The sequence below is a fragment of the Myxococcus sp. MISCRS1 genome, assembly GCF_026626605.1.
Lineage (GTDB): Bacteria > Myxococcota > Myxococcia > Myxococcales > Myxococcaceae > Myxococcus > Myxococcus fulvus.
In genome coordinates, this window is sequence record NZ_JAPNKB010000001.1 from 2,568,648 (window position 1) to 2,594,559 (window position 25,912).

Here is a 25,912-nt window from a genome sequence, read left to right on the forward strand (position 1 = left end):
GGGGGACTAGCTCTCACCCATCAGCTTCTCGAGAGCCGCGAGCTTCTCGTCGAGCAGCGACCCCAGCTCCTCCTCGGGGCGCCGCTCCAGCTCCGCCAACGTCGGGCCCGTGTCCTCCACCGGCGCTGCCGGCGGGGTGGGGACGAGGGGGCCCAGCTCGAAGACCTCGAGCGCCAGGTGCTCGGCCAGCGACTCGATGCTGGGGTGCTCGAACACCAGCGTGGCCGCCAGGGGGCGCTCGAGGCCCAGGCTCGCCTGGAGACGGTTCTTCAGCTCGACGGCCATGAGCGAATCCAGGCCCGAGTCGAACAGCCGCAAGTCCCCCGACCTCGGCGCGGAGGCATCCCAGCCCAGCACCTGGGCGACCTGCTGGTGCACGTGCTCGAGTAGCAGCTCCTGCTGACGACCTCGTGGCAGCCCCTTCAGCCGCGCCCGCATCGGCGACGCCTGCGCGCGGGGCATGCCCGCCCGAGCCTCGTCGAGCAGACCCGATAGGACCTTCGGCGCGCCGACCTCTCCGAAGCGTTGCAGGTACCGGGGCCACTCGATGGGCAGCACCGCGACCTGCGCGCGGCCCGAATCCATCACCTGTCCCAGCAGCTCCAGCCCCTGCTCCGGTTCAATCCACTCGAACCAGCGCCGCGCCTCCGGCACCTCGAGGGCCGCCGCCATTCCGCCGCCACTCCAGGGGCCCCAGTTGATGCTCACCGCGCGCAGCCCGAGCGCGCGACGGTGGTGCGCGAGCGCATCCATGAACGCGTTCGCGGCGGCGTAGTTGCCCTGCCCCGCGGCCCCCAGCAACGAGGCGGAGGACGAGAACATCACGAAGAAGTCGAGCGGCAGCTCCAGCGTCTGCTGATGGAGGTTCCAACTACCGCGCTGCTTCGGTGCGAGCACGCGCTCGAAGCGGGCCCAGTCCTGGTGAAGGAGCGTCCCGTCCTCCACCACACCGGCGACGTGCATCACGCCGCGCAGCGGTGGCGCGTCGCCGGAGCGGGTGGCCAGCGCTCGCGCGACGTCCTCGGGCCGCGAGACGTCCCCTCGCACGCACTCGATTCGCGCCCCGGCCGACCGAAGCGACCGCAGCGCCGCCTCCGCCCCAGGGCTCCCCTCGTTGCGCCCCATCAACACCAGATGGCGTGCGCCGCGCTCTACCATCCACCGGGCCACGTGGAGGCCCAGGGCGCCCAGGCCGCCCGTGACGAGGTAGGTCGCATCCTGTCGGAGCTGTGACACGGGAGGCGTCGCGCGTGAGGACACGTCACCGCGCACGAGACGCGCCACGTACCGCTGGCCGCGCCTGATGGCGACCTGCTCCCCCTCGGGAGTCCGCAGCAGCTCGTCCAGCAGGGAACGGAGGTCCTCGTCGCGCGAGTCGCCATCCAGGTCGATGAGCGCCCCCCAGGACTCCGGATGCTCCACCGCGAGCGTGCGGCCCAATCCCCAGAGCGCCGCATGGGCCAATGAGGGAGGCGCCGCCTCGTGCCCCGTGCGCTGGGTGCCGCGCGTCACCAGCCACAGGCGAGGCGGCGGCATACCTCCACCACGGCTCAACGCCTGGACCAGATGGAGCGCACCCATGCAGGCCAGGTCCTGGGTCGACGGCGCGGACAGCCCGCCCCCGAGCCCCCACAGATGCACGATGCCCCGACACGGCCCGCCCCCCGTGGCGGTGAGGTGCTGGAGCAGGCGCGAGAAGTCCTCGGCCCGGGTCGGGTCGACCGCGTACGTCCCACCCTCACGCGCCTCGTAGGTGCTCCCCGCGAGGACCCGGACGCAGCGAGCGCCCCGCGCCTCCAGCGACTTCGCGAGGTCGTCCGCCAGACCGCCCCCATCCGCGAGCAGCACCCAGGTACCACTCGAGGTCGCCCCGTCCGGGAGCGCCGTCAAGGAGCGAGGCTCCCAGGCGAGTTCGTAGGTCCAGTCCCGCCCCGTGCCGAGAATCCGCCGCAGCGCGGAGCGGCTCACCTGTTGGAAGCGCAGCCCCACCAGCTCGACGCACACCCGTCCAGCCTCGTCGAGGATGCGGACATCCCCGGTCGACGTGCTGCCCGCCCGCATCGAGACATGGCTCCAACACGTCGTCCCCGGCTCGCTCCAGACCACGAGCCGCTCCAACCCGACGGGAAGGACGAGCACGTCCTCCGGGGTGTCGCGGCCTTCGCCCAGGAAGAGGGCGCCGCAGACCTGGAGACACGCATCGAGCATCGCGGGGTGCAGTGGCGCTCCCCACGTCTCGGCCGTCAGCGCTTCGGGCCGTCGCACCTGGCCCAGCGCTTCGCCTTGTCCCAGGCGGATGCGCTCGAGGCCCTTGAAGGCCGGGCCGTAGTGGATGCCGCGCGCGTCGAAGTGCGCATGGAGCTTCGCCGCGGGGACCTCCTCGGGACACCGCGCCAGCAGCTCCGAGAGCGGGCGTGGCTCGGGGGTGACGACGTCGGCGCGCGCCCTGGCGAGACTGCCCGATGCGTGCAGGGTCCAGCTCGGCGCCTTCGTGCCTCGGGCGCCCTCGTCTTCCGCGCTGAAGAGCTGGAAGGTGTACGTGTCATCACCGCTCGGAGACACGACGAGCTGGAGGACACGCTCGGCGGCACCACGCAGGACGAGCGCGTCGTGGATGAGCAGTCCGTCCACCGGATGCGCACCTGCGCCCAGGAGTTCGGCGGCCGCGGCTCGCGCCAGCTCCATGTAGACCGTGGCCGGCAGCACCGTCGCACCGTGCACCTGGTGCTCAGCGAGGAACGGCATCGCGCCGGTACCCACCGACGACTCGAAGACCGTCTGCGTGAGCGCGGGAGAGCGGAGGCGTCGACCCAACAACCCCGCGCCACCCGAGGTCAGCGTCGCGGCGCGAGCGTTCTCACGAGGGCGCTCGACCCAGTAGCGCTCACGCTGGAAGGGATACGTCGGCAGCGCCACCCTTCGGCGCGCATACCCCTTGTCCACCCCCGCCCAGTCCACCTCCACGCCCTTCACGTACAGCTTCGCCGCGCTCCCCAGCAGCATCTCCCAGTCACTGCTCCCGGGCCTCAGGCTCCCCACCCACTGCGCCTCTCCCTCCCCCAGGTACCTCTTCCCCACCCCCGTCAGCGTCGGCTTCGGCCCCACCTCCACGAAGACCCGGTATCCCCTCTCGTACAGCCCCTTCACTCCCTCCCAGTACCTCACCGGCTCCCTCAGGTGCCTCCCCCAGTACCCCGCCTCCCTCTCCTCCCCCTTCACTTCCTTCCCACTCACGTTCGACACCAACTCCAGCTTCGCCCTCTTCATCCCCACCTTCCCCGCCGCCCTCTCGAACCCCTCCTTCATCGGCTCCATCAGCTCCGAGTGGAACGCGTGCGTCGTCTTCAACACTCGGCACTCCTTCCCCCTCGCCTTCAGCCTCCCCTCCACCTCCTCCACCTCCTTCACTCGCCCCGCCAGCACCACCTCCCCGGGCCCGTTCACCGCCGCAATCAGCCTCCCTCCTCCTTCCCCCTTCACCTCCCCCTCGCTCGCCAGCACCGCCACCATCTTCCCTTCCCCCTCCAACCCCTCCATCAACCTCCCTCTCTCCATCACCAGCCTCAGCCCCTCCTCCAGGCTGAACACACCCGCCACGCACGCCGCCACGTACTCACCCAGGCTGTGTCCCATCACCGCCGCCGGCTTCACTCCCCACTCCCTCCACACCTCCGACAGCGCGTACTCCACGCTGAACAGCGCCGCCTGCGACACGCTGCTCCTCTCCAGCAGCGCCCCCTTCCCTCCGTACAACACCTCCACCAGCGACTCCCCCAACTCCCCCTTCACCACCTCGTCGCACCGCTTCATCACTTCCCGGAACGTCTCGCTCGTCTTGTACAGCTCCCTCCCCATCCCCTCGTGCTGCACTCCCTGCCCCGTGAAGAGCAGCACCACCTCCTCCGCCTTCCTCGCCTGCCCCTCCGCTCCCTTCTCCACCCCGCCACCACTCGCGTACCTCGCCAGCTCCTCCCTCAACTCCTCTCCCGTCCTCCCCACCACCGCCACCCGGTGCGCGAAGCGTCCTCGCCCCGTGTTCGCCGTGAAGCACGCGTCCCCCACCTCTTCTCCCAGCCCCTTCGCGTACCGGCCCGCAAGCTCCCTCAGCGCCTTCTCGCTCCTCGCTGACAGCGCCAGCACGTGCCTCGGCCTCTCCGCCACACCCTTCCTCTCCACCTCCGGCGCCTCTTCCAGCACCACGTGCGCGTTCGTCCCGCCGATGCCGAACGAGCTCACGCCGGCGCGGCGCGGCGTCGAGGCGGCGCGCCACTCCGCGAGCCGCGTGTTCACGAAGAAGGGGCTGTGCGCGAAGTCGAGCTGCGGGTGAGGTGCCTTGAAGTTCAGGCTGGGAGGAAGGCGTCGGTGCTGCAGCGACAGCACCGTCTTGATGAGCCCGGCGATGCCCGCCGCGACCTCCAGGTGCCCCACGTTGGTCTTCACCGAGCCGATGGGACAGACGCCCACCGCGTCGGCGTCGGCACCGAAGGCCTGCTGGAGCGCGGCGAACTCGATCTGGTCACCCAGCGGCGTGCCCGTCCCGTGCGTCTCGATGTAGCCGATGCTGCGGGGGCTCACGCCCGCGGCCGTCAGCGCGGAGGCGATGACCGCGGCCTGCCCCTCCTGGCTCGGCGCCGTGTAGCCAATCTTCACCGAGCCGTCGTTGTTGACCGCCGAGCCGCGGATGACGGCGCGGATGCAATCACCGTCCGCCAGCGCGTCGGCCAGGCGCTTGAGCACCACCACACCCGCGCCGCTCCCGAAGAGGGTGCCCTGGGCGTCCGCATCGAACGCACGGCAGTGACCATCCGGGGACAGGATGCCGCCCTGCTCGTAGAGATAGCCGGAGCGCTGCGGCAACCGCACGGCCACGCCACCGGCGAGCGCCATGTCGCACTCGCGGTTGCGCAGCGCCTGACTCGCCAGGTGGACGGCCACCAGCGACGAGGAACACGCCGTCTGGACGCTGATGCTCGGCCCCTTCAGGCCGAGCCGATATGAGACATGCGTCGCCAGGTAGTCCTTGTCGTTTCCAATCAGCGTCTGCAGGTCTCGGACCGCGCCCTCTCGGCCCACCGACGAGCCGAGGTGGAACAGGAGGTAGTTGCTGATGATGGAGCCGGCATAGACCCCCACCAGCGACTGGAGGCGCTTCGGGTCATAGCCCGCGTCCTCGATGGCCTCCCACACACACTCCATGAAGATGCGGTGCTGAGGGTCCGTGAGCCGGGCCTGCTTCGGCATCAGCCCGAAGTGCTCGGCGTCGAAGAGCTCCACGTCGTCGAGCACCGCGCCGGCCCGGACGTAGCGAGGGTCCTCCAGGTGCGAGGGCTCCAGCACCGAGCCGCGCAGCTCCTCCTCCGTGAAGAACGAGACCGACTCGACCCCGTCACACAGGTTCCGCCAGAACTCCGCCAGGTTCCTCGCGCCGGGGAACCGGCCCGACATCCCGACGATGGCGATGGCCGACTCCAGCGCGGGGTCCGGACGCGCGCTCGGCACGGGCACGGCCTTCGGACGCGGCGCCTCACGGACAGGCTCGCGTCGCGCCTCGGTGCCCCGCGTCGACACGTACTCCGCCAGCGCGCTGACGGTGGTGAACCGGAACATCTGCGCGATGGGCAGGTCCACGTGGAGCCGCTCTCGCAGCCGCCGGTGGACCTGGACGATCTGCACCGACGTGCCCCCCAGGTCGAAGAAGTTGCGGTGGATGTCCACCTCGTCCAGGTGGAGCACCTCCTGGAGGATGGTGGCCAGGGAGCGCTCCACCTCCGTGCGCGGCGCACGGGACGCGGGCAGCGCCACCTGCGCGCTGTCGCTCGGCTCACGCAGGGCGTCGCGGTCCACCTTGCCGTTGGGCGTCAGCGGCAGCGCGTCCATCAGCACGAAGGACGTGGGGACCATGTAGTCCGGGAGCCGGGCGACCAGGTGACGCCGCAGCTCCTCGGGGAGCGAGGTCGCCGGAGCCGAGCGCGTCGCGGGCGTGGCCACCTTCACCGAGGCGCCGACGCCCCCGACCAGGAAGCTGTGCAGGAGGACATGCCCCGCGTCCAGCGCGAGCTGCTGGCGCAGCGGCTCGAAATCCAGGCCACCAATCGGACACAGGCCCAGCTCGCCCCCCACCGCCGAGCCCATCAGGAGCTGGGCGATGTAGCCCGCCTCGAGCAGACAGAAGTCCCGCGCGAGGTCTCCGTACAGCGGCTGGATGGCGTCGAGCTGGCCGACGAGGAACACGGACAACGCCGCGTCGTCGAAGGTGGCCCGGTTTCCCGGCGCGTGCTGGGCGCGGCTCATGACCACGTCCGGCGAGAGCAGCACCAGCGCGTGCTGCTTCGGATGGTAGTAGTACGTCCCGCCCGCGAGCCCCTGGACCCGCCCGGCCTTGACGTGCAGGTAGACCTGCACCGGATAGAGCCCTCCCGCCGACGCGTAGCGGTACTTGGGGAGCAGCGAGTCCTCGAGCTGGACCTGCATCAGGCAGCTCAACAACTCGGAGAGCTGGCCGAGGGAGACGGGGCTCGAGCGGAAGGACTTGTGACTGCGCCGGTCGACGACGGCCTGGAGCCGCGCGGCGTCGAGGACCGGCTTCGCGAGCGCGATGGACTCACGGGCGCCGACATCCGTCCGCAGCCCAGGCCCCTTCAGCTTGAACTCGAGGCGCGCGATGGGGTCGGAGATGACGCCCAGTCGAGGCTCCGGCTCATGCGCCTCATCCAGCGTCGCGTCCGAGGGCTCCTTCTCGAGGACGTGGGTCGGAATCGTGGCGTCCGGGACGACATAGGCCACCAGACGCCTCGGCCCCCCCGGCTTGCCGAGCGCCTTGACCACGGCCCCCCTCACGGCCGGGTGGGTGTCGAGCGCGGCCTCGATTTCGCCCAGCTCGATGCGGTGCCCCTGGATCTTGACCTGGAAGTCCTCACGGCCGAGGAACTCGATGTTCCCGTCCGGCAGGAAGCGCCCCAAGTCACCGGTGGCGTAGAGGCGCTCACCGGTTCGCGGGTGGACGATGAAGCGGGCGGCGGTGCGCTCCGCGTCGCCGTAGTAGCCCAGCGCCAGTCCCACCCCGCCGATGTAGAGCTGCCCCGCCACCCACTCGGGGCAGGGCTCGAGCGCGTCGTCCAGCACGTGGAAGCGCTGGTTCACCATCGGGTGGCCGTAGGGGATGCTCCGCCACGCGCGGTCGACCTCGCCAATCCGATACAGGATGGACCAGATGGACGCCTCCGTCGCGCCGCCCAGGCTCACCAGCTCGATGCCCGCGCGCTGGCTCCGGATGCGCTCGGGCAACGTGACGGGAATCCAGTCACCGCTCATCATCACCAGGCGCAGCGAGTCCGGCAGGCGCTGCCCCGCGCCCTCGACGAACTCGATGAGCATCTCCATCAGCGCCGGAACCGAGTTCCACACCGTCACCCGGCCCTGGGTGAGGACCGACAGCCAGTGGCTCGGGTCGCGCAGCGTGCCGGGCGCCGGCATCACGATGGCCGCCCCCGCCGCGAGCGTCCCGAAGACGTCGTAGACCGAGAGGTCGAAGCTGAGCGACGAGAGCGCGAACACCCGGTCCTCGGGCCCCACCCCGAAGCGCGCGTTGATGTCGACCAGGGTGTTCACCGCGCCCTGGTGGTCGATCATCACCCCCTTGGGCCGCCCCGTCGAACCCGAGGTGTAGATGACATACGCGAGGCCATTGCCTTGCACGGCGGGAGGCTCCGCGTCCCCGACATCGAGCGCGCCGTCCAGGTCCACCGCGAGCCGCCGGGGACCCTCGGGCCAGGTGAGCGACGCGTCGAGATGCGCCTGCGTGAGCACGAGGTCGACGCGCGCGTCCCGCAGCAGCTCGTGGAGCCGCTCGGTCGGCAGGCCCGGGTCCAACGGCAGATAGGCCGCGCCCGCGCGCAGGATGGCGAGCGCGCAGAGCACCTGCTCCGGCCCCTTCTCCGCGACGATGGCCACCAGGCGCTCCGGCCGCGCGCCCCGGGCGATGAGCCATGACGCGAGCCGCGCCGAGCGCCGCTCCAGCGCTCCGTAGGTGAGCACCTGCTCGCCCGCGATGATGGCGGGCGCCTGGGGCCGCGTGGCGGCCTGACGCAGGAAGAGCGTCTCCATCCGCTCCGACGGGACGAGCCGCCCCGTGGCGTTGTAGGCCTCCCGACGCGCGAGCTGCTCGGCCGGGAGCGGCTGCCGCGCGGGGGCCTCCCAGGCGGACGGGTCCTCCACCAGCCGGCGCAGGAGCCGGACATAGGCCCCGAAGAGCGCGTCCATCAGCCCCTGGGGGAACTGCGCGTCGACGGAGTCCCAGCTGAAGTACAGCGCGTCGTTGAGCTCGAAGACCTGGTGGTCCAGCCACACCTGCGGCGTCTGGCTGACGACCTCCACGATTCGCACGCCCTCGCCCATCCTCAGCGAGCGCCCCGTCTCCGACAGCAGGCTCGTGAACACGAAGGGCATGCCCATCCCCGTGTCCAGACGGCCGAGCCGGGCCGCCTCGCGCAGGACCTGCACGCTCGACACGATGGAGTACTCCAGGTCGTCGAAGAGCTGCCCCTGCAGTCGCCGGGCGCGCTGGGCGAAGGACTCGGGCTGGGAGCCGTCCACCTCCAGCAGGATGCCCGAGGTGAAGTCGCCGACGATGCGCTCCACGTCCTCGAGCAACGGCAGCCGGTTGAAGAGCGTCAGGTTGAGCGTCAGTCGCTGGCCGCGGCCGTGGGCGCGCAGCACCTCGCCATAGGCCGCGGCCAGCGCCATGGACGCCGTCACCCCCGCCGCGGCGGCGCGCTCGCGGAAGGTCTTCCACGCGGCGGGCTCCAGGGCGCCCTTGCGGCGGGAGAAGCGACGAGGTCCCCGGGTGCCCGGGTCGGCGGCGAGCGGCAGCTCGGGCGGACCGGGCAGCGTCGCCAGCCGGCCGCGCCAGTACTCAAGCGCGCGCTGATAGGCCTGGGCCCCCTGCTCGCGACGTCGCGCGGCGGCGGCGAAGTACTCGCGGAAGGTGTGCTTCAGCGGCGCGAGCGGCGCCTCCAGGTCCTGGTACAGCACCACGCACTGCTCGATGAGCAGCTGCACACTGAAGGCGTCCGCCACGAGCAGGTCCAGGCTGATGTGCACGTGGACCTGTCCCCCCGGCAGCTGGGAGGCGCGGACCTCGAAGAGCGGGAAGCGGTCGGCCGGCAGCACCTGATGGGAGAGCTCCGCGCGAATCGCCGCGAGGTGCGCGTCGACGCTCCCGGCCGAGGCCGCGCGGAGGTCGTACGTCGTGACGCGGAACGGCGGCACGGAGGCCAGGACCACCTGCTCGCCCGTGGGCAGCACCACCATGCGCAGCATGTCGTGGTGCGCGATGAGCCGCTGGAGCACCCGCTCGAGGCGGGCGGGGTCCAGCGCGTCGAACGCGAGCTCCAGGTAGCTGTGCGCCGCGACGCCGCCCGCGTCGAACGCGTCCTGCCGCCCCACCCAGTAGGCGTTCTGGATGTCGGTGAGGGGGAACGGCGAGAAGCGCGCGTCCTCCGGTGGTGGGACGACCGCGGCCTGGACCTCCGCCACGCGGGAGGTGGCGCTCAGGTGCTCCACGAGCTGGTGCTTGCGCTCACGCAGCGCCGCGCGCACCTCGTCCGTGACGTGGCCCGGAGGCGCGCGGAACCGCAGCGCCTCGCCCTCCACCCACAGCTCGATGCCCTGCCGCTGAAGCTCGACGATGAACTCGGCCGTCTTCACAACGCCCCCTCTTCCCAGGCGATGGCGCCGCCCACCAGGCTGTGCAGGTACACGTGCGGCTCCTCCAACCGGAACGCGGCGCGGAGGTCGTCGAAGCGCAGCTCCCCCACCTGGCAGAGCCCCAGCTGCTGCTCCGCGGCGCGCAGCTCCAGCAACTGCGAGATGAGCCCCGCCTCGAGCAGCGCGAAGTCCCGCCACTTCTCGCCGTAGAGCGGCGCGATGGCGCGCCTGTCACACACCAGGAAGAGCGAGAACGCGGAGCTGGCGAACATGGACCGGTTGGTGGGCGCGTGGAGGCTGGCGTCGAGCGCGTCCACCGCCGAGAGCCGCACCAGCGCGTGGCGCGCCGGCTCGTGGTAGTACGCGCCCGCCTCGAGCCCCCGAACCCGTCCAGCGCTCACGTGGAGGTACAGCTGGACGCCGTACGCGCTCCCCGCCGAGCCGTACTGGTACTTGAAGCGCCCTCCGACCTCGAGCGAGCGCAGACACGACAGCAGGCGACCCAGCGCCTGGGCCTCCACGGGCTCGGACGAGAAGGTCCGGTGGCTGGAGCGCTCCAGGTGACGGCGCCGCGCCTCGCCCTCGGAGAGCCCGGCCATCGGGACCACGGGCGTCCCCGCGTCGAAGGTGCGGACGCCGTGGCGCGCGCGCTTCCAGGCCTCGCGTTGCTCGGGGTCCAGCAGCAACCCCTCCTCCACCTTCGCGCTCGCGGGTGGGGCCTCCGCCGGCGGGTGCCGGGTGTAGTAGGCGACGATGTCCGCGGTGTTGCGCAGCGTGAGGAACTCCGACATCCGGGGCCGGCTCCCGAAGGCCTGCTCCAACATCGTCGCGAGCTTGATGAGCTCCACCGACGTGGCGCCGAGCTGGAGCAACGACGCCTCCGGCTCGACGCTGGGGCGCTTGAGGACCTCGGCGACGAGGCGGGTGATTCGCGTGAAGACCTCCCCGCCCCGCGCCTCCAGGGGCAGTGAGCCGTGGACGGGCTCCTCCACCGGCGTGGGCAGGGCCTTGCGGTCGACCTTGCCGTTCGCCGATTGCGGCAGCGCCCGCAGCCGCATGAAGACGCCCGGCACCATGTAGTGCGGCAGCGTCCTGCCCAGGAACTCCCGCAGCGCGTCGTCCGTGGGCGCGGGCTGCCCCTCCATGGGGACGACGTAGCCCACCAGCTTGCGCTGCGTGCGCTCCCCGGGCGCGGCGACGACGGCCTCGCGGATGGCGGGATGGCGGCAGAGCGCGGCCTCGATTTCGCCCAGCTCGATGCGGTGACCGGCGACCTTGACCTGGAAGTCCTTGCGGCCCAGGAACTCGATGTATCCACCGGGCAGGAAGCGGCCCAGGTCGCCCGTGCGGTAGAGGCGCTCGCCGGTGCCTGGGTGCGTGAAGAAGCGCGCGCGCGACAGCTCCTCGTCGCCGAAGTAGCCCCGGGCCAGGCCGGCGCCTCCGATGAAGAGGTCGCCCGGCACGTGCTCCGGCCGCGGCGCCAGCGCCTCGTCGAGCACATGGAAGCGCTGGTTCAGCATCGGCCGGCCGTAGGGGATGCTGCGCGCCCCGGGCTCGACCTGGGTGATGGGGTGCAGGATGGACCAGACCGCGCCCTCGGTCGCCCCGCCCAGGCTGATGACCTGGATGTCGCGGGACAAGCGGCGGATGCGGTCCGGCAGCGTGACGGGAATCCAGTCACCGCTCATCAACACCAGGCGCAGGGACTCCGGGAGGCGCTCACCGCGCGTCTCCACCAGGTCCACCAGCATCTCCATCAGCGTCGGGACGGAGTTCCACACCGTCACGCGCGCCTCGCGCAGCCACCGCAGCCAGCTCGCGGGCTCCCATGTCGCGTCGGGCTCGGGCAGCACGAGCGTCGCGCCCGCCGCCAGGCTCCCGAAGATGTCGTAGACCGACAGGTCGAAGCCCAGCGACGACAGGCCGAAGACCCGGTCCTCCGGGCCGACCCCGAAGCGGGTGTTGATGTCCTGGAGCGTGTTCGCCGCGGCGCGGTGCTCGACCATCACCCCCTTGGGGCGCCCCGTCGAACCCGAGGTGTAGATGCAATACGCCAGGTCCGCCGGCGAACGTGCCGGCGCGTGCGGCGGCTCCCCGGTCGCGCTGTCCGGGATGCTCACCACCCGGACGCCCTCCGGCCACGCGAACCGCTCCGCCAGCCCCGGCTCCGTCACCACGACCTGCACCCTCCCCTCCTGAAGGAGGAGCCGGCGGCGCTCGTCCGGCAGCGCGGGGTCGATGGGGAGATAGGCCGCCCCGGCCAGTGGGATGGCCGTCACCGCGACCACCTGCCTCCAGCCCTTCTCCAGGATGACCGCGACCAAGCCATCGGGCCGCGCATCCAGCTCGACCAGTCGGGTCGCCAGCGCGCCCGCGTGTCCACGGAGCTCCGCGTAGCTCAGCGTCCGCTCCGCGCTCACCACCGCGGCGTGCGAGGGGGCGCGTCGTGCCTGGGCCAGGAAGAGCGCCTCCAGGCGCGCCTCGGGGATGGGCGACGCGGTGGCGTTGAACGCCTCACGGCGCGCGGCCTGCGCGGCCGGCAGTCGCACTGGGGAGCGCGCCTCCCAGACGGCGTCCTCCTCCGCGAGCCGACCGAGCAGGGACTCGTAGGCCGCGAAGGCGTCCTCGAGCATGCCCGCGGGGAAGAGCCCCTCCGGGCTGTCCCAGGAGTAGCGCAGCGCCCCGTCCTCCTCCCGGACCTGGTGGTCGAGCCACACCTGCGGCGTCTGGGTGATGCCGTGGACCGTCTCGCCCAGCCACCCGAAGGGAGAGCCCGCGCCCGCGCCACCGGGCCTGTGTCCCAGCAGGCTCGTGAAGACGATGGGCATGAGTGCTCCCGCGGCACCTTCGCGCCGCCTCGCGCGCTCGCGCATCACCCGCATGCCGCTGAAGAGCAGGTGCTCGAGGTCCCGGGCCAGCTGCTCGCGGAGCTGGACCGCGCGCTGGGTGAACGACGTGCCGCGCCCGTCGACCTCGAGCAGCACGTTCGTCGTGAAGTCACCGACCACCTGGTCGATGGCCGGGTGGATGGGCAGACGCCTGAAGAGCGTGAGGTTGAGGCAGAAGCGGGCGCTCTCGCTCCATGCGGCGAGCACCTCCGCGAACGCGGCGCAGACCACGCCGGAGCGGGTCAGCCCGGCTTGCGCGGACCGCTCCTTCAGCCGCTCCCATCGCCTCGCGTCCAGGCTCCCGCCCAGCCGCCGGAACGCGGGGCGCACCAGCTGCTCGGGAGGCGTGGCCAGGGGCAGCACCGGGGCTTCCGGCAGGTCATCCAGGCGCGCGCGCCAGTAGGCCTCGGCGCTCCGGTAGGCCGTCGTATCGCGGGCGGAGAGCTCCGCGAGCACGTGCTCCCGGAAGGACACCGGGACCGGCTCCAGCACCTTCTCCGGCGTCACGTACAGCTCGCGCCACTCCTCAAGGAGCGCGAGCACGGCGGCGGCGTCCATCGTGATGGCGTCGATGTCCAGGTGGATGCGCGTGCGGTTCCCATCGAGCAGCGTCGCGCGCAGCTCGAAGGTGGGCCACTGCCCCAGCGGCACGGAGCGGTTGGAGAGCTCCTGGCGAATCCCGGCGAGCTTCGCCTCGACGACGTCCCGCGCCTGTCCACGCAGGTCCAGCACGGGCATGGAGAAGGACGGCACCTGCTCCAGCACGCGCTGCTCCCCCGACGGGAGCACCACGGCGCGCAGCATCGCGTGCCGCTCGATGAGGCGCCGCCACGCGCGCGACAGCCGCTCCACGTCCAGCGCCTGGCCGTCGAGCTCATGGTACAGGTGGCAGGAGATGCCGCCGACGCCGAAGTCGGTGCCGCGTCCGACCAGATAGGCCTCCTGGATTTCGGTCAGCGGGAAGGGCGCGTGATCCTGCTCGGAGCGGAGGGCCTCGCCCTGGCGTCGGAGCAGCTCGAGCACCTCCGCCTTCCGGGAGGCGATGTGCTGCTGCAGCTCGGGCGTGATGACGTTGCGCGCGGCGCGGACCCGGAGGTGCTCGCCCTCGACCTTGAGCTCAACACCCAGGCGCGTCAGCTCGGCAATCAGTTCGGTGGCATTCAAAATTGGAACTCCTCCATCGGGTCATCCAGGGCCGCCTCCGGCGGAGGCGGCACGGCGTCGAGGCTCTCGAGGACGAGCGCCACGAGGTCGTCGAAGCTCAGGCCGCTCAACAGCTTCACGGCCGGCACCGAGACCCCCAGCGCCAGCTCCAGCCGCGCCTTGAGCTTCATGCCCATCAGCGAGTCGAAGCCGAAGCGGACCAGCGGCAGGCGGCCGTCGGCCAGGTCTCCAGGGAGGGCCAGCATCGAGACCACCTCGCGCCGCAGCGAGCCGTCGACGCGCGCCCGACGCTCCTCGGGGGTCATCCGGGCCAGCTCGTGGAGCGCGGGAAGTCCCTCGGCCACCGCCGTGCCCGGGGCCCGGGGCCGCGCGCGGAGGAGGAAGTCGGTCAGGAGCGAGGCGTGGTCCGCCGAGGGATAGACCTGTCCCCACTTCGCCCAGTCGATGCGGGCGATGCCCACGTGGGTCTCGGTCGTTCCTCGCAGGAGCCTGCCGAGGATGGCCACGCCTTCGTCCGGCGCGAGGCTCTCCAGGCCCAGGGCCTCCAGCCGGGCGCCCCGGTCGGCGCGCGCCGCGGCGAGTCCGACCTCCGCCCAGGGGCCCCACGCCAGCGAGCACGCGGGCAGTCCACGCGCCCGCCGCTCGGCGGCCAGCGCATCCAGGAAGGCGTTCGCGGCGCTGTAGTTCGCCTGCCCCACCCCGCCGAGCAGCGCGGCGATGGAGGAGAACATCACGAAGAAGTCGAGCGGGTCCGCTCGCGTCTGCTGGTCCAGGTGGAGCGCCCCCGCGACCTTCGGCCGCAGGACCCGCTCGATGCGCTCGCGCTCCTGGCTCGCCAGCAACGCATCGTCGAGCAGCCCCGCCGCGTGGATGACACCCCGAAGCGGAGGCATGTCCGCGCGCAGCTCCGAGAGCGCACGCGCGAGGGACGCTTGCTCGCCCACGTCCGCCGCGAGCACACGCACCGAGACGCCCTCCGCCGCGAGGGCCTGGAGCACGACGCGGGCCTCCTCGGAAGGCGCGTGGCGCCCCAGGAGCGCCAGGTGCCGCGCGCCCTCCTTCGCGAGCCACCGCGCGCACCGCAGCCCCAGCCCGCCCAGGCCCCCCGTGATGAGGTACGTCGCGTCCGCGACGACCGGCACGGGGCCGGGCTCCGGGATGACCTCCAGGGACTGGAGTCGCTGGGCGAGACGCGCGCCGTCCCGCCACGCGACGCGGTCCTCGCCATCCAGGAGCCGCAGCTCCGTGCACAGCGAATGCACCGTGTCCGCGGCCGGCGCGGGGTCCAGGTCCACGAGCGTGCAGCGGACTTCCGGGTGCTCGTGGCGCAGCGTGGCCCCGAGCCCCCAGAGCGGCGCCTGGGCCAGCGAGAGCGCGTGCCGCGCGTCCGTCGACTGAGCGCCCCGCGTGACGAGCCACAGCCGGGGGGGCACCGGGCGCTTCAGCTGGGTCAGCGCCTGGAGGACCCGCACCGCGCCGACCAGGACCTCGGTGGTGACCCGCGCCTCGCTCCCGGGCTCCAGGGCTCCGACATCGAGCGCCGCCAGGTACATCACCCCGCGACAGGGGCCCGCGCCGAGCGCCGCTTCCAATCGGCGCAGCAGCGACGCCTCCGACTCCGTCGATTCAGGGGCCGCCATCACCTGGCACGGCGAGCCCTCCGCCCCCAGCCGGTCCGCCACCGCGGCGCCGACACCGCCACGGTCCGTCAGGAGCAGCCAGGGTCCAGTCTCCCGCGTCGGAGCCGTGACGGCAGGCGCCGGTCGCCAACGGACCTGGAACAGGTCCTGGCCGGGCGCACGCACACGCTCCCTCGTGAAGGCCTCGCGGGGAGCGCGCCGGACGACGAGCCCCTCCACCCGCGCGACCGTCACCCCGTCCTCACCGAAGAGGCGGAAGTCGGCGCTCAGCGTCTCGCCCTCCTGGCCGCTCCCGGGCCGCGGCATGGCGTGCGCCCAGAGCGTGCCGCGAGGCGGCGACAGGAAGACCACACCTTCGATGCCCACGGGAATCAGGGGCACGCCGTCATCGCGCACGACGCCCGGGACGCCGCGCAGGACATGGAAGAGGGAGTCGAGCAACCCGGGGTGCAACGGTGTCGCCGGCTGCCGGTCCTCGGGCTCCGGAGCGCGCATGCGTCCCAACGCCTCCCGCTCCCCCCGCCACAGCTGCTCGACCCAGCGGAAGCGTCGCCCGAGCGAGATCCCCTCGGCATCCATCGTCTCGTAGACCCGCGGCACCTCGAGGGGGGTCGGACATCGCGCGCGCAGTTGCTCCAGCGACACCGCCGCGTCGACTCGCGGCGCGCCGGAGCGCAGCACCTTGCCCTCCGCGTGGAGCACCCAGTCGCCCCCCGCCTCCTGGCTCTGGATGCGGAAGGAGGCGCGCCCCGACTGCTCCGCTCCCACCACCACCGAGACGGGACGCCCGAGCCCCGCCTCCACCACGAGCGCGCGCGGGAAGACGATGTCGGCCAGACGAATCGGCGCGGTGCCCTGGAGCGACTGGAGCGCGGAGAGCACCATCGAGACATGCCCGGCCCCCGCGACCACCACCGCGCCGTGGAGCAGGTGCTCGCCGAGCAACGGCATCCGCTCCACCGACAGCTCCACCTCGAACAGGGTCTCCGCCAGCGGAGAGCGCACGCGGCGCCCGTGCAGGGGCAGCACCTCCTGCGTGGAGGCGGGCCTCGAGGCGGCGGGAGCCGGGCTCGCGACCCAGTAGCGCTCCTTGCGCCAGGGATAGGACGGCAGCGGCACCAACGCCCCGCCCTCCGGGAAGAGCCGCTCCCAGGCTGGCGAGACGCCCGCGACGAACAGACCGCCCAGCAGCGCGCGCAGGGTGTGACGCTCGGCCTCTCCCCGGCGCAGCGCGGACACCACCGTCGCGCTCCGGCCCGTCTGCTGGAAGCACTGCTGCACCGGACGCGACAGGACCGCGTTGGGTCCAATCTCGACGAAGAGCGAATGGCCTTCGCTCGCGAGCGCGGAGATGGCGGGGGCGAAGCGCACGGGCTGCCGGAGGTTGCGGGCCCAGTAGTCGCGGTCGATGTCCCGCCCCTCCGCGCGCAGGCCGGTGACCGAGGAGAAGAGCGGGAGCGTCTCGGGCCTTGGGCTCAGCCCCTCCAGCGCCTGTCGCAGCGCCTCCAGGTGGGGCTCCACCGCGTGGCTGTGCGAGGCGTAGTCCAGGCCGAGCCGACGACAGGAGACGCCGCGCGCCGTCAGCGCGCCGAGCACCTCCTCCATCGCTCCCGTGTCACCGGACAGGAGCACCGACGTCGGACTGTTGAGCGCGGCGATGGACAGCCGCGTGCCCTGCGCCGCGATGGCCTCGGCGGCCTCCGCCTCGGAGAGCTCCACCGCGCTCATCGCGCCACTCCCCGCGATGGCCGCGAGGATGCGGCTGCGCTCGAGGGTGATGCGCATCGCGTCCTCGACCGAGAGGACCCCGGCCGCGTGGGCCGCCGCCACCTCTCCGATGCTGGACCCCAGGACCGCGTCGGGCTCCAGCCCCCAGGAGCGCAGGAGCGCCACGAGCGCCGCCTGGAGCGCGAAGTGCGCGGGCTGGGAGATGTGGGCCAGCTCGAAGCGGGGCTGCTCGCGCCGCAGCTCCTCGATGACGGACCAGCCCGCGAGCTTCATCAGCACGGCGTCCACGGACCGCAGGGCCTCGCGGAAGACGGGCTCCTCCTCGAGGAGCGCGCGCCCCGCGCCGGACCACTGCCCTCCCTGTCCGGTGAACAGGAAGACGACCCTGGGGGCCGCGCCGGGGAGGGCATAGCCGGACGTGACGTCCGGGTGCGACAGGCCACGAAGGTAGGCCTCCAGCGACTCCGCGGCGCTGCTTCGGGAACGAGCCACCACCGCGAGCCGATGCTCGTGGTGACTCCGACGACAGCTCGTGGAGTAACAGAGGTCGCGCCACGCCGCGCCGTCGCCTCCGGTCAGCGTCGCGGACAGACGCCCCGCGGCCTCGCGCAGGGACTCCGCCGAGCGGGCCGACAGGACGAGCAATTCGGGACGCTCCACGGACGCCGGGGCCTCCGCCCGAGGCTCACGCTTCGGGGCCTCCTCGAGGACCACGTGGGCATTGGTCCCGCTGAAGCCGAACGAGCTGACCCCGGCGATGCGCCGCGTCCCGTCCGGGACCTGCCATGCGCGGTGCTCGGAGATCACCTCGACGGGCAGCTCGGCCCAGGGGATGTGGGGGCTGGGCTCCTTGAAGTGGAGGCTGCGCGGCAGCTCGCCCTGGCGAAGCGCGAGGATGGCCTTGATGAGGCTGGCGATTCCCGCCGCGCCCTCCAGGTGTCCCAGGTTCGTCTTGACCGAGCCGATTCCCAGCGGCGAGGAGGCGGGACGCCCACGCCCGAGGACCGCCGCGAGCGCCTGCACCTCGATGGGGTCACCGAGGGACGTCCCGGTGCCGTGCGCCTCGACGTAGCCGACGTCGCGCGGGGCGACGCCACCCTGGCGCAGGGCGCTCTCGATGACGCGCTCCTGGGCGGGCCTGCTCGGCGCCGTGAGGCCATTCGAGCGGCCATCCTGGTTGACGGCCGTCCCCCGGATGACGGCGAGGACGGGGTCGCCCTCCGCGAGCGCTTCCGACAAGCGCTTGAGGACCACCACGCCCGCGCCCTCTCCTCGCACATAGCCATTGGCGGAGCGGTCGAAGGCCTTGCAGGCGCCGTCCGGGGACAGCGCCTTCAGCTTCGAGAAGTAGACCGTCATGCGCGGCGAGAGCAGCAGGTTCGAGCCGCCCACGAGCGCGACGTCACACTCCCCCTCCCGCAGGCTCTGGCAGGCCAGGTGCGTGGCGACCAGGGACGAGGAGCAGGCGGTGTCGACGGCGAAGGTGGGGCCCTCCAGGCCCAGCGCATACGCGATGCGTCCGGCCGCCACGCTCAGCACGCCACCGGAGCCCGAGTAGGCGTTGATGCCGCGAGCATCGGCGGCGTTGAGTTCCAGCAGCGCGTAGTCGCTCAGGCAGATGCCCAGGAACACCCCGGTGGGGGTCCCCTTGAGTCGCTCCACCGCCATGCCCGCGCGCTCCAGCGCCTCCCAGCTCAGCTCCAGCAACATGCGCTGCTGGGGGTCCATCGACCGGGCCTCCGCGCCGGAGATGCCGAAGAACGAGGCGTCGAACGCGTCGATGTCGTCGATGAAGCCGCCGTGTCGCGAGTACGTCTTGCCGGGGACCTCCGGGTCCGCGTCGTACCAGTCGTCGAGCGCCCAGCGCGAAGCGGGCACCTCGCGCACCGCGTTCACGCCGTCTGCGAGCAGGCGCCAGTAGTCCTCCGGGCTCCGGACCCCACCGGGCAGCCGGCAGGACATCCCCACCACGGCGATGGGCTCGGCGCCGTCCAGGGCCGCCCTGCGTGGCTTCACGGCCCGAGGCGCCGGCTCCGAGGCCGCCGCGTCGGCGGAGGGGAGCTCGCGCCCCAGGAAGTCGAGCAGCTGCTCCAGGCTCGGGTGGTCGAACAACAACGTGACGGGGAGGGAGCGACCGAGCGCGGTGGACAAGGCGTTGCGCAGCTGCAACGCCATCAGGGAGTCGAGCCCCAGCTCCTGGAGGGGTCGACGCGGGTCGATGGGCGACGAGGACGACAGCCCGAGGACGTCCGAGGCCTGCGACTGGAGCAGCGCGAGCAGTCGGGCGCGGGCCTCACGAGGCGAGGCCCCCGCGAACACCGTCGAGGGCGGCGCGGAGCGGGTGGGCTCGGCGCGACGAGGCGCGAGGACCTCGAAGAAGGCAGGCAGCCCCTCCCGCACCGCGCGCCCGCCAGCGGCCACGACCACGGTCTGCGTGAGGTCGGCGCCGAGGATGCCCTCCAGCGACGCGAGGGCCGCGGCGGGGGCGAGCATCCCCACTCCGAAACCGGACCAGGACTTGCCGGCGTCGGCGGACAGTCGCGCGGCCATGCCCACTTCGGCCCAGGGGCCCCAGTTGATGCTCGTGGCCGTCAGGCCGTTGGCGCGCCGGTGATAGGCCAGGGCGTCGAGGAAGGCATTGGCGGCGGCGTAGCTGACCTGTCCCGTGGTCCCGAAGACGGCGCTCACGGAGGAGAACAGGACGAAGAAGTCGAGGCGCGACTCGAGGGTCTCGTGATGGAGGTTGAGCGCTCCGTGGACCTTGGGCGCGAGGACGTCGGCCATCCGCGCCCTGTCCTGGAGCACGAGGAGCCCATCGTCGAGGACGCCCGCGGCATGCACCACGCCCCGGAGCGGAGGCATCGCCGCGCGGCACTCCGACACCACCCGCGCGACCTCCTCGCGCGACGACACGTCGGCCTGTCGCACGGTGATGTTCGCGCCAGCGGACCGCAGCGCATCCACGCGTGCTTGCGCGAGCGGCTCCGGCGCACGGCGGCCCATGAGGACCAGGTGACGCGCGCCCCGGTCCACCATCCACCGGGCCACCTCGAGCCCCAGGCCCCCGAGGCCGCCGGTGATGAGGTAGGTGGCGTCGGCGAAGAAAGACAGTGGATGGGGCGCACGCGGAAGCCGCGCGCGTGCGAGCCGGGCCACGAGGCGACGACCCGAGCGGAAGGCGACGCGGTCCTCATCCTGCGACGAGGAGAGTTCCTGGGCGAGCAGCGCCGCGTCCTCTCCATGAGAGGACGGGTCCAGGTCGATGCGTACACAGCGCAGCTCGGGGTGCTCGAGGGCCACCACGTGGCCCAGACCCCAGAGCGGCGACTGCTCGACGGCGAGGGCACCCTCCTCCACGCCGGTCGCCTGCGCGCCTCGCGTCACCAGGACCAGGCGCGGTGGAGTCCCACCGCCATGGGTCGCCAGCAGCTTCACGAGCCCGACCCCACGCTCGACACCGTCGAGTGGCGAGGAAGTATCGAGCCCTCGCAGGTCGACGACTCCGACGCAGGCCCGCGTCGAATCGCCGAGCGCGTCGAGACGCTCGAGCAGGCGCAGCTCATCGCCCTTGTCGGAGGACCGCTCCTCCACACGTGCACCAGCGCGACCGTGGTCGTCTGAAGCACTCGCGTCGCCGTGAGCGCCAGGACGTGCGAGGTCGGAGGAGAGCACCTCCACGCGAGCACCCCGAAGCTCGAGCTGTCGGGCGAGCGCCTCCGCGAAACCGCCGCGGTCCGCGAGGAGGAACCAGGTGACGGGCTCACTCGCGGAGGGCCGCACCGCCACGGGCCGAGGCTGCCACTCCACCTGGAAGTGCAGCGGCGCCGCCCCCGTGTCTCGTCGCAGGACCGTGTCCCGAGGCGCCCGGCGAATCGTCAGGCCGTGGACCTCCGCCACGACGACACCCGCGTCGTCCAGCAACCGCAGGTCCACCGTCGAGGCTTCGTCGACCGCGCCCGTCCCCGAGCGCAGCACGAGATGACAGAACCGAGGACGTTGCGCCCCGTGGAGCACGAACCGGTCGATGCCGATGGGAACGAAGGCCATCCCCTCGATGGACGAGAAGCCCGAGACCGCCCCCAGCACCTGGAAGCACGAGTCGATGAGCCCCGGATGCAGCCGGTAGTCCTCCGCGCCATCCCCCTCGTCCGGAAGACGCAGCCGCCCCAGCGCCTCCCTCTCGCCCCGGGAGACCGCCTCCAGCCAGCGGAACTGTCGCCCCAGCACCAGGCCCTGTCGGTCGATGCCCTCATAGAAACGCTCGATGGATGGGAGCGCCTCGAAGCGGGCCTCGAGCCCGGCGAGCGGCTCGGCCTCGGAGGGCGCCTCCCCGCTTCGCTCCAGTCGCCCCGTGGCATGCAGCGTCCAGCGCGGTGACTCCGCGTCATCGCTCGCGAGCCGGGTCGACAGCCGGAAGTCACCCCCGGCCGCGATGGACACCTGGAAGACCCGCTCCTCGGCGTCCTCCATCACGATGGGACTCAGGAACAGCACATCCTGGACGCGACAGCCCTCCGGCCCCCAGAGCCGACGGGCCGCCTCCAGCAGCATGCCGACCATGCTCGCGCCCGCGACCACCACCGTGCCGTAGAGCCGGTGGTCGGCGAGCAGCCGCACGCGGTCCGCCCGAAGGGAGGACTCGAAGCGCGCCTCGCCGAGGGGAGCCTCCACCGCGCGCCCCAGCAGCGGATGTCCCTTGTCTGGCGTGGCCCCGGGCGCGACGTCGAACCAGTAGCGCTCGCGCTGCCACGCATAGGACGGCAGCGCCACCCGCCGGCCCCCACGGGGGAAGACGCCCTTCCACGCGGGCTCGCGCCCCAACGTGTGGAGCGCCCCCAACGCGGCGAGCATCGTGACGCGAGGGGGCCGGTCACGGCGCGCGGAGAACAGCGCCGATGTCCCCTCCACCCCCGAGGCCTCGAGCGTCCGCGCCAGCGGCTGCGACAGCACCGGATGCGGGGAGACCTCGACGAAGACGCGGCAGCCGTCGGCGAGCATCGCCTGGATGGCCGGCGCGAACAGGACCCGCTGCCGGATGTTCGCGCGCCAGTGGTCCGCGTCGAGCACCGAGGCCAGGACCCGCCCACCCCGGACCGTGGAGTACAGCGGCGTCACCAGCGCCTTGGGCGCGAGCTCCCGCGTGCATTCGTCCAGCTCCGCCAGGTGCGCGTCCATCTGCGCGCTGTGGAACGCGTGGTCGACGTTCAGGAGCCGGACGCGAATCCCCTGCGCCTGGAGGCTGTCCCGCAGCGACTCCAGCGACGCGCGCTCTCCCGAGACGACGATGTCCTCCGGACCGTTGAGCGCGGCGACCGACAGCGCGTCACCGTGAGGCGCGAGCAGCGGCGACAGTCGCTCGAGCGAGGTCGCCACCGTGGCCATGCCTCCGCGTCCGGCCGTCTTCCCCATCAAGCGGCTGCGGCTCACGACCAGGGCCATCGCCTCATCGAGCGACAGCGCGCCGGCGAGGTGCGCCGCGCTGACCTCTCCGATGCTGTGCCCCACCACCGCGTCCGGACGGATGCCCCACGCCGCCCACAGCGCGGCGAGCGACACCTGGAAGGCGAACAGGAGCGGCTGCTCCACCTCCGTGCGCGGCGGAGCGGCCCCCTCCCGCGCGGCCTCCATCGCCTCGACGAGCGAGGCCCCGGTGCGCGCGCGGAACGCCAGGTCGCAGCGCTCGAACATCTCCCGGAAGCAGGGCTCCTCCTCGAACAGGCGGGTGCTCTCCCCGAGCGGGAAGCCCCCCTGCCCCGAGAACACGAAGCCCACGCGCGGCCCCTCGCCCTGTCGGACCACCCCCTGGGACTGGAAGGCCCGAGGAGGCGCCCCCTGGCCGAACGCCTCGAGCTCCTCCGCCAGCGCCGTCCGCGTCCGGGCCACCAACGTCAACCGGTGCGCATGGTGGTCACGCCAGAGCCCCGCGGTGGCGCAGAGGTCCGCGAGCGAGGGCGTGGGCGCGCCGCGAAGCTGCCCGGCGACACGACGCGCCTGCGCCCGGAGCGCGGGCTCCGTCCTCGCGGAGAGCACGAACAGCTCCGCGGCCCCGTCGGCGGTGGGAGGCACAGGGGCCTCCGGCAACACACGCTCCCAACGAATCGCGTGGCCCGCCGAGGCGAGCGCGTCGAGCGCGCGATGAAGCCCATCCAGGTCCGACGCTCCGCGCTGCAGCCCCTGCACCACCGTGGCCGTCGCCGCGTGGGCCGCGATGTTCTCCTCCACCGAGCGCGCGTGGATGGGATGCGGGTTGACGTCGAGGAAGACCTCGTGCCCGGAGTCGAGCAGCGTCTTCACCGCGTCGGCGAACCGCACGGGCGCCTGGAAGTTGTCGGTCCAGTACCCGGGTCCCAGCGACACGCCGTCGACGAACGCGCCCGACACCGTCGAGACCATCGGGATGCGCCCCGGCAGCGGCCTCAGCGCCGGACAGCCTCCCAGGAAGAGCGGCGCGAGCGGCGCCACCTGGGGGATGTGCGCGTAGAAGTCGATCTCCACCGTGCGCGCGAAAATCCCCTCCGCCACCAGCCGCGAGGCGAAGTCCTGGAGGGCCGAGGGCTCTCCGCCGATGCCCGTGGACCGGGGGCTGTTCACCGAGGCGATGGCAATCCTCCCCGCCCCGGCGAGGCGCGCCTCCACCTCCGCCGCGGGGAGCCCCACCACGCCCATGCCCGCGCCGCCCGTCACGCTCCGCTGCACCTGGATGTAATGGCGCGCGAGCGCGAAGACCTCCTCCAGCGTGAGGATTCCCGCCACGTGCGCCGCGGCCCACTCGCCCACGCTGTAGCCGATGACGGCGCTCGGCTCGACGCCCCAGTCCCGCCACGTCGCCGCGAGCGAGACCTGGAGCGCGAGGACGACTGGCAACTGCACCTCGCCCCGCTCGAAGCGCGAGCGGTGGCGAGGCGCGAGCAACGCCTCCACGAGCGAGTCGCCCCCGAGCCCCCGGTACACGGCGTCACACGCCTCGAAGCGCGCACGGAAGACGGGCTGCGTCGCGAGCAGCTCCCGCCCCATGCCCCACCACGCCGAGCCGGCGCCCGCGAAGAGGAACGCGACCTTCCTCGGCCCTCCGGGGAGCGGCGGGCGGGCCACGACGGAGGGAGGCGCCACGGCCCGCCGGGGCCCCGGCAGATGCTCCTCGACGACGAGGTGACAGTTGGTGCCCCCGAAGCCGAAGGAGCTGATGCCCGCCAGCGCGGGCTCGTCGTCCCTGGGCCACGCCGTGAGCGCCGTCTGCATGCTCAGGCCCAGCGCATCGAACGGGATGTGCGGGTTCGGCTGCTCGAAGTGCAGGCTCGCCGGGAGCCGCCGCTTCCGGATGGAGAGCGCCACCTTGATGACTCCCGCGACGCCCGCGGCCGCCTCCAGGTGCCCGATGTTGGTCTTCACCGAGCCCACGCGAAGGGGCTGCCCGGAAGCGCGCGCCGCCCCGCCCAGCACGGCGCCCAGGGCCCGGGCCTCTATCGGGTCGCCCAGCGGCGTTCCCGTCCCGTGCAGCTCGACATACTGCACCCGCGCGGGGTCCACGCCCGAGGCGCCGTAGGCGGCGCGCAGCAGCTGCTCCTGGGCCTTGGGGCTGGGAGCCGTCAGCCCGTTGCTGGCGCCGTCGTTGTTCACCGCGCCGCCACGGATGACGCAGTAGATGGAGTCCCCATCCGCCAGGGCGCGCGACAGGGGCTTGAGGACGACGACGCCCGCGCCCTCTCCGCGCCCGTAGCCGTTGGCCCGCGCATCGAAGGTCTTGCACCGCCCGTCCGGCGCGAGCGCACCGAAGGCAGAGACGGCCTGGAGCGTGCGGGGAGAGAGATTGAGCTGCACGCCCCCCGCGAGCGCCAGGGTCGACTCGCCCGCGCGCAGGCTGCGACAGGCCTCGAGGATGGCGACCAGCGACGAGGAACAGGCGGTGTCGATGGCCAGACTGGGGCCCTCGAACCCGAACGTATAGGAGACCCTGTTCGCCACGATGCTCCCGGCGTGGCCGGTGCAGGTATGAAGGGAGGCGGAGGCCCCCTGGAGCGTCTGGAGGTCGGCGTAGTCGCGCCAGACCAGCCCCGTGAAGACGCCGGTGCGCGAGCCCCGCAGCGTCCCGGGCGCGATGCCCGCGTCCTCGAGCGCCTCCCACGACAGCTCCAGCATCAAGCGCTGCTGGGGGTCCATCTGCCCCGCCTCCCGGGGCGAGATTCCGAAGAAGCCCGGGTCGAAGCGGTCGACCGTGTCGAGGAACGCCCCAGGTCGCTCCCAGGTCCCGGCAGAGGCCGCCCAGCGCTCCGGGGGCACGTCCGTCACGCAGTCGACGCGCTCCTGGAGGACCCGCCAGAAGCCCTCGGCATCCGGCGCGGAGGGGAAGCGACAGGCCAGCCCGACAATGGCGACAGGCTCCGAGGGCTCCTGGCCGGGCACGTCCCAGCCGGGCTTCGACGCCGCTTCGGGTCCCAGCAGATGGGCCGCCAGCCCCGCGGGTGTCGGATGCTCCCAGATGAGCGTGGGCGACAGCGGCCGCCCCAGCACCCCCGACAGCCGGGAGATCAACTTGAGCGCGACGAGCGAGTCGACGCCCATCTGGAAGAACGGCGTCGCGAGCCCCACCTCGCTCGCCTCACGCCCCAGCAACGAGGACAGCTCGACCGCGAGCCACGCCCGCAGCCCGTCGACGTCGCCAACCCGCTCTTCCATTCCCTGCCTCACTGGCATCCAGGCGGTCTTCCGTCCACGACCGGAGACACCCTGGACGTCGCAAAAGACATACATGCCCGACCCCAGGCATGCACCCACGCATCCATGTGAATC

The 25,912-nt window shown here is 72.5% G+C and carries 3 protein-coding genes; all 3 read right to left on the reverse strand.

All coding sequences use genetic code 11. The features are described from left to right. Positions 1-6: 6 nt before the first annotated feature. Genes OWM54_RS09805 through OWM54_RS09815 form a run of 3 tightly spaced genes read right to left on the reverse strand, consistent with a single transcriptional unit; the run spans position 7 to position 25,798 of the window. A complete protein-coding gene (locus OWM54_RS09805) occupies positions 7-9,705 on the reverse strand; it encodes a non-ribosomal peptide synthetase/type I polyketide synthase (protein WP_267697305.1) in 9,699 nt (3,232 codons plus the stop codon). After that, on the reverse strand, positions 9,702-13,757 hold the full coding sequence (locus tag OWM54_RS09810) for an amino acid adenylation domain-containing protein (RefSeq protein WP_267697306.1): 4,056 nt from the start codon (positions 13,755-13,757) through the stop codon (positions 9,702-9,704). Before OWM54_RS09810 ends, OWM54_RS09805 begins: the two co-directional genes overlap by 4 nt. After that, positions 13,754-25,798: a type I polyketide synthase gene (locus OWM54_RS09815; RefSeq protein ID WP_267697307.1), complete on the reverse strand. Its 12,045-nt coding sequence runs from the start codon at positions 25,796-25,798 to the stop codon at positions 13,754-13,756. Before OWM54_RS09815 ends, OWM54_RS09810 begins: the two co-directional genes overlap by 4 nt. Positions 25,799-25,912 lie beyond the last annotated feature (114 nt).

Excerpts from the sequence above, each read along its gene's own strand:
- OWM54_RS09815 (WP_267697307.1), bottom strand. The coding sequence starts at position 25,798 with ATGGAAGAGCGGGTTGGCGACGTCGACGGGCTGCGGGCGTGGCTCGCG.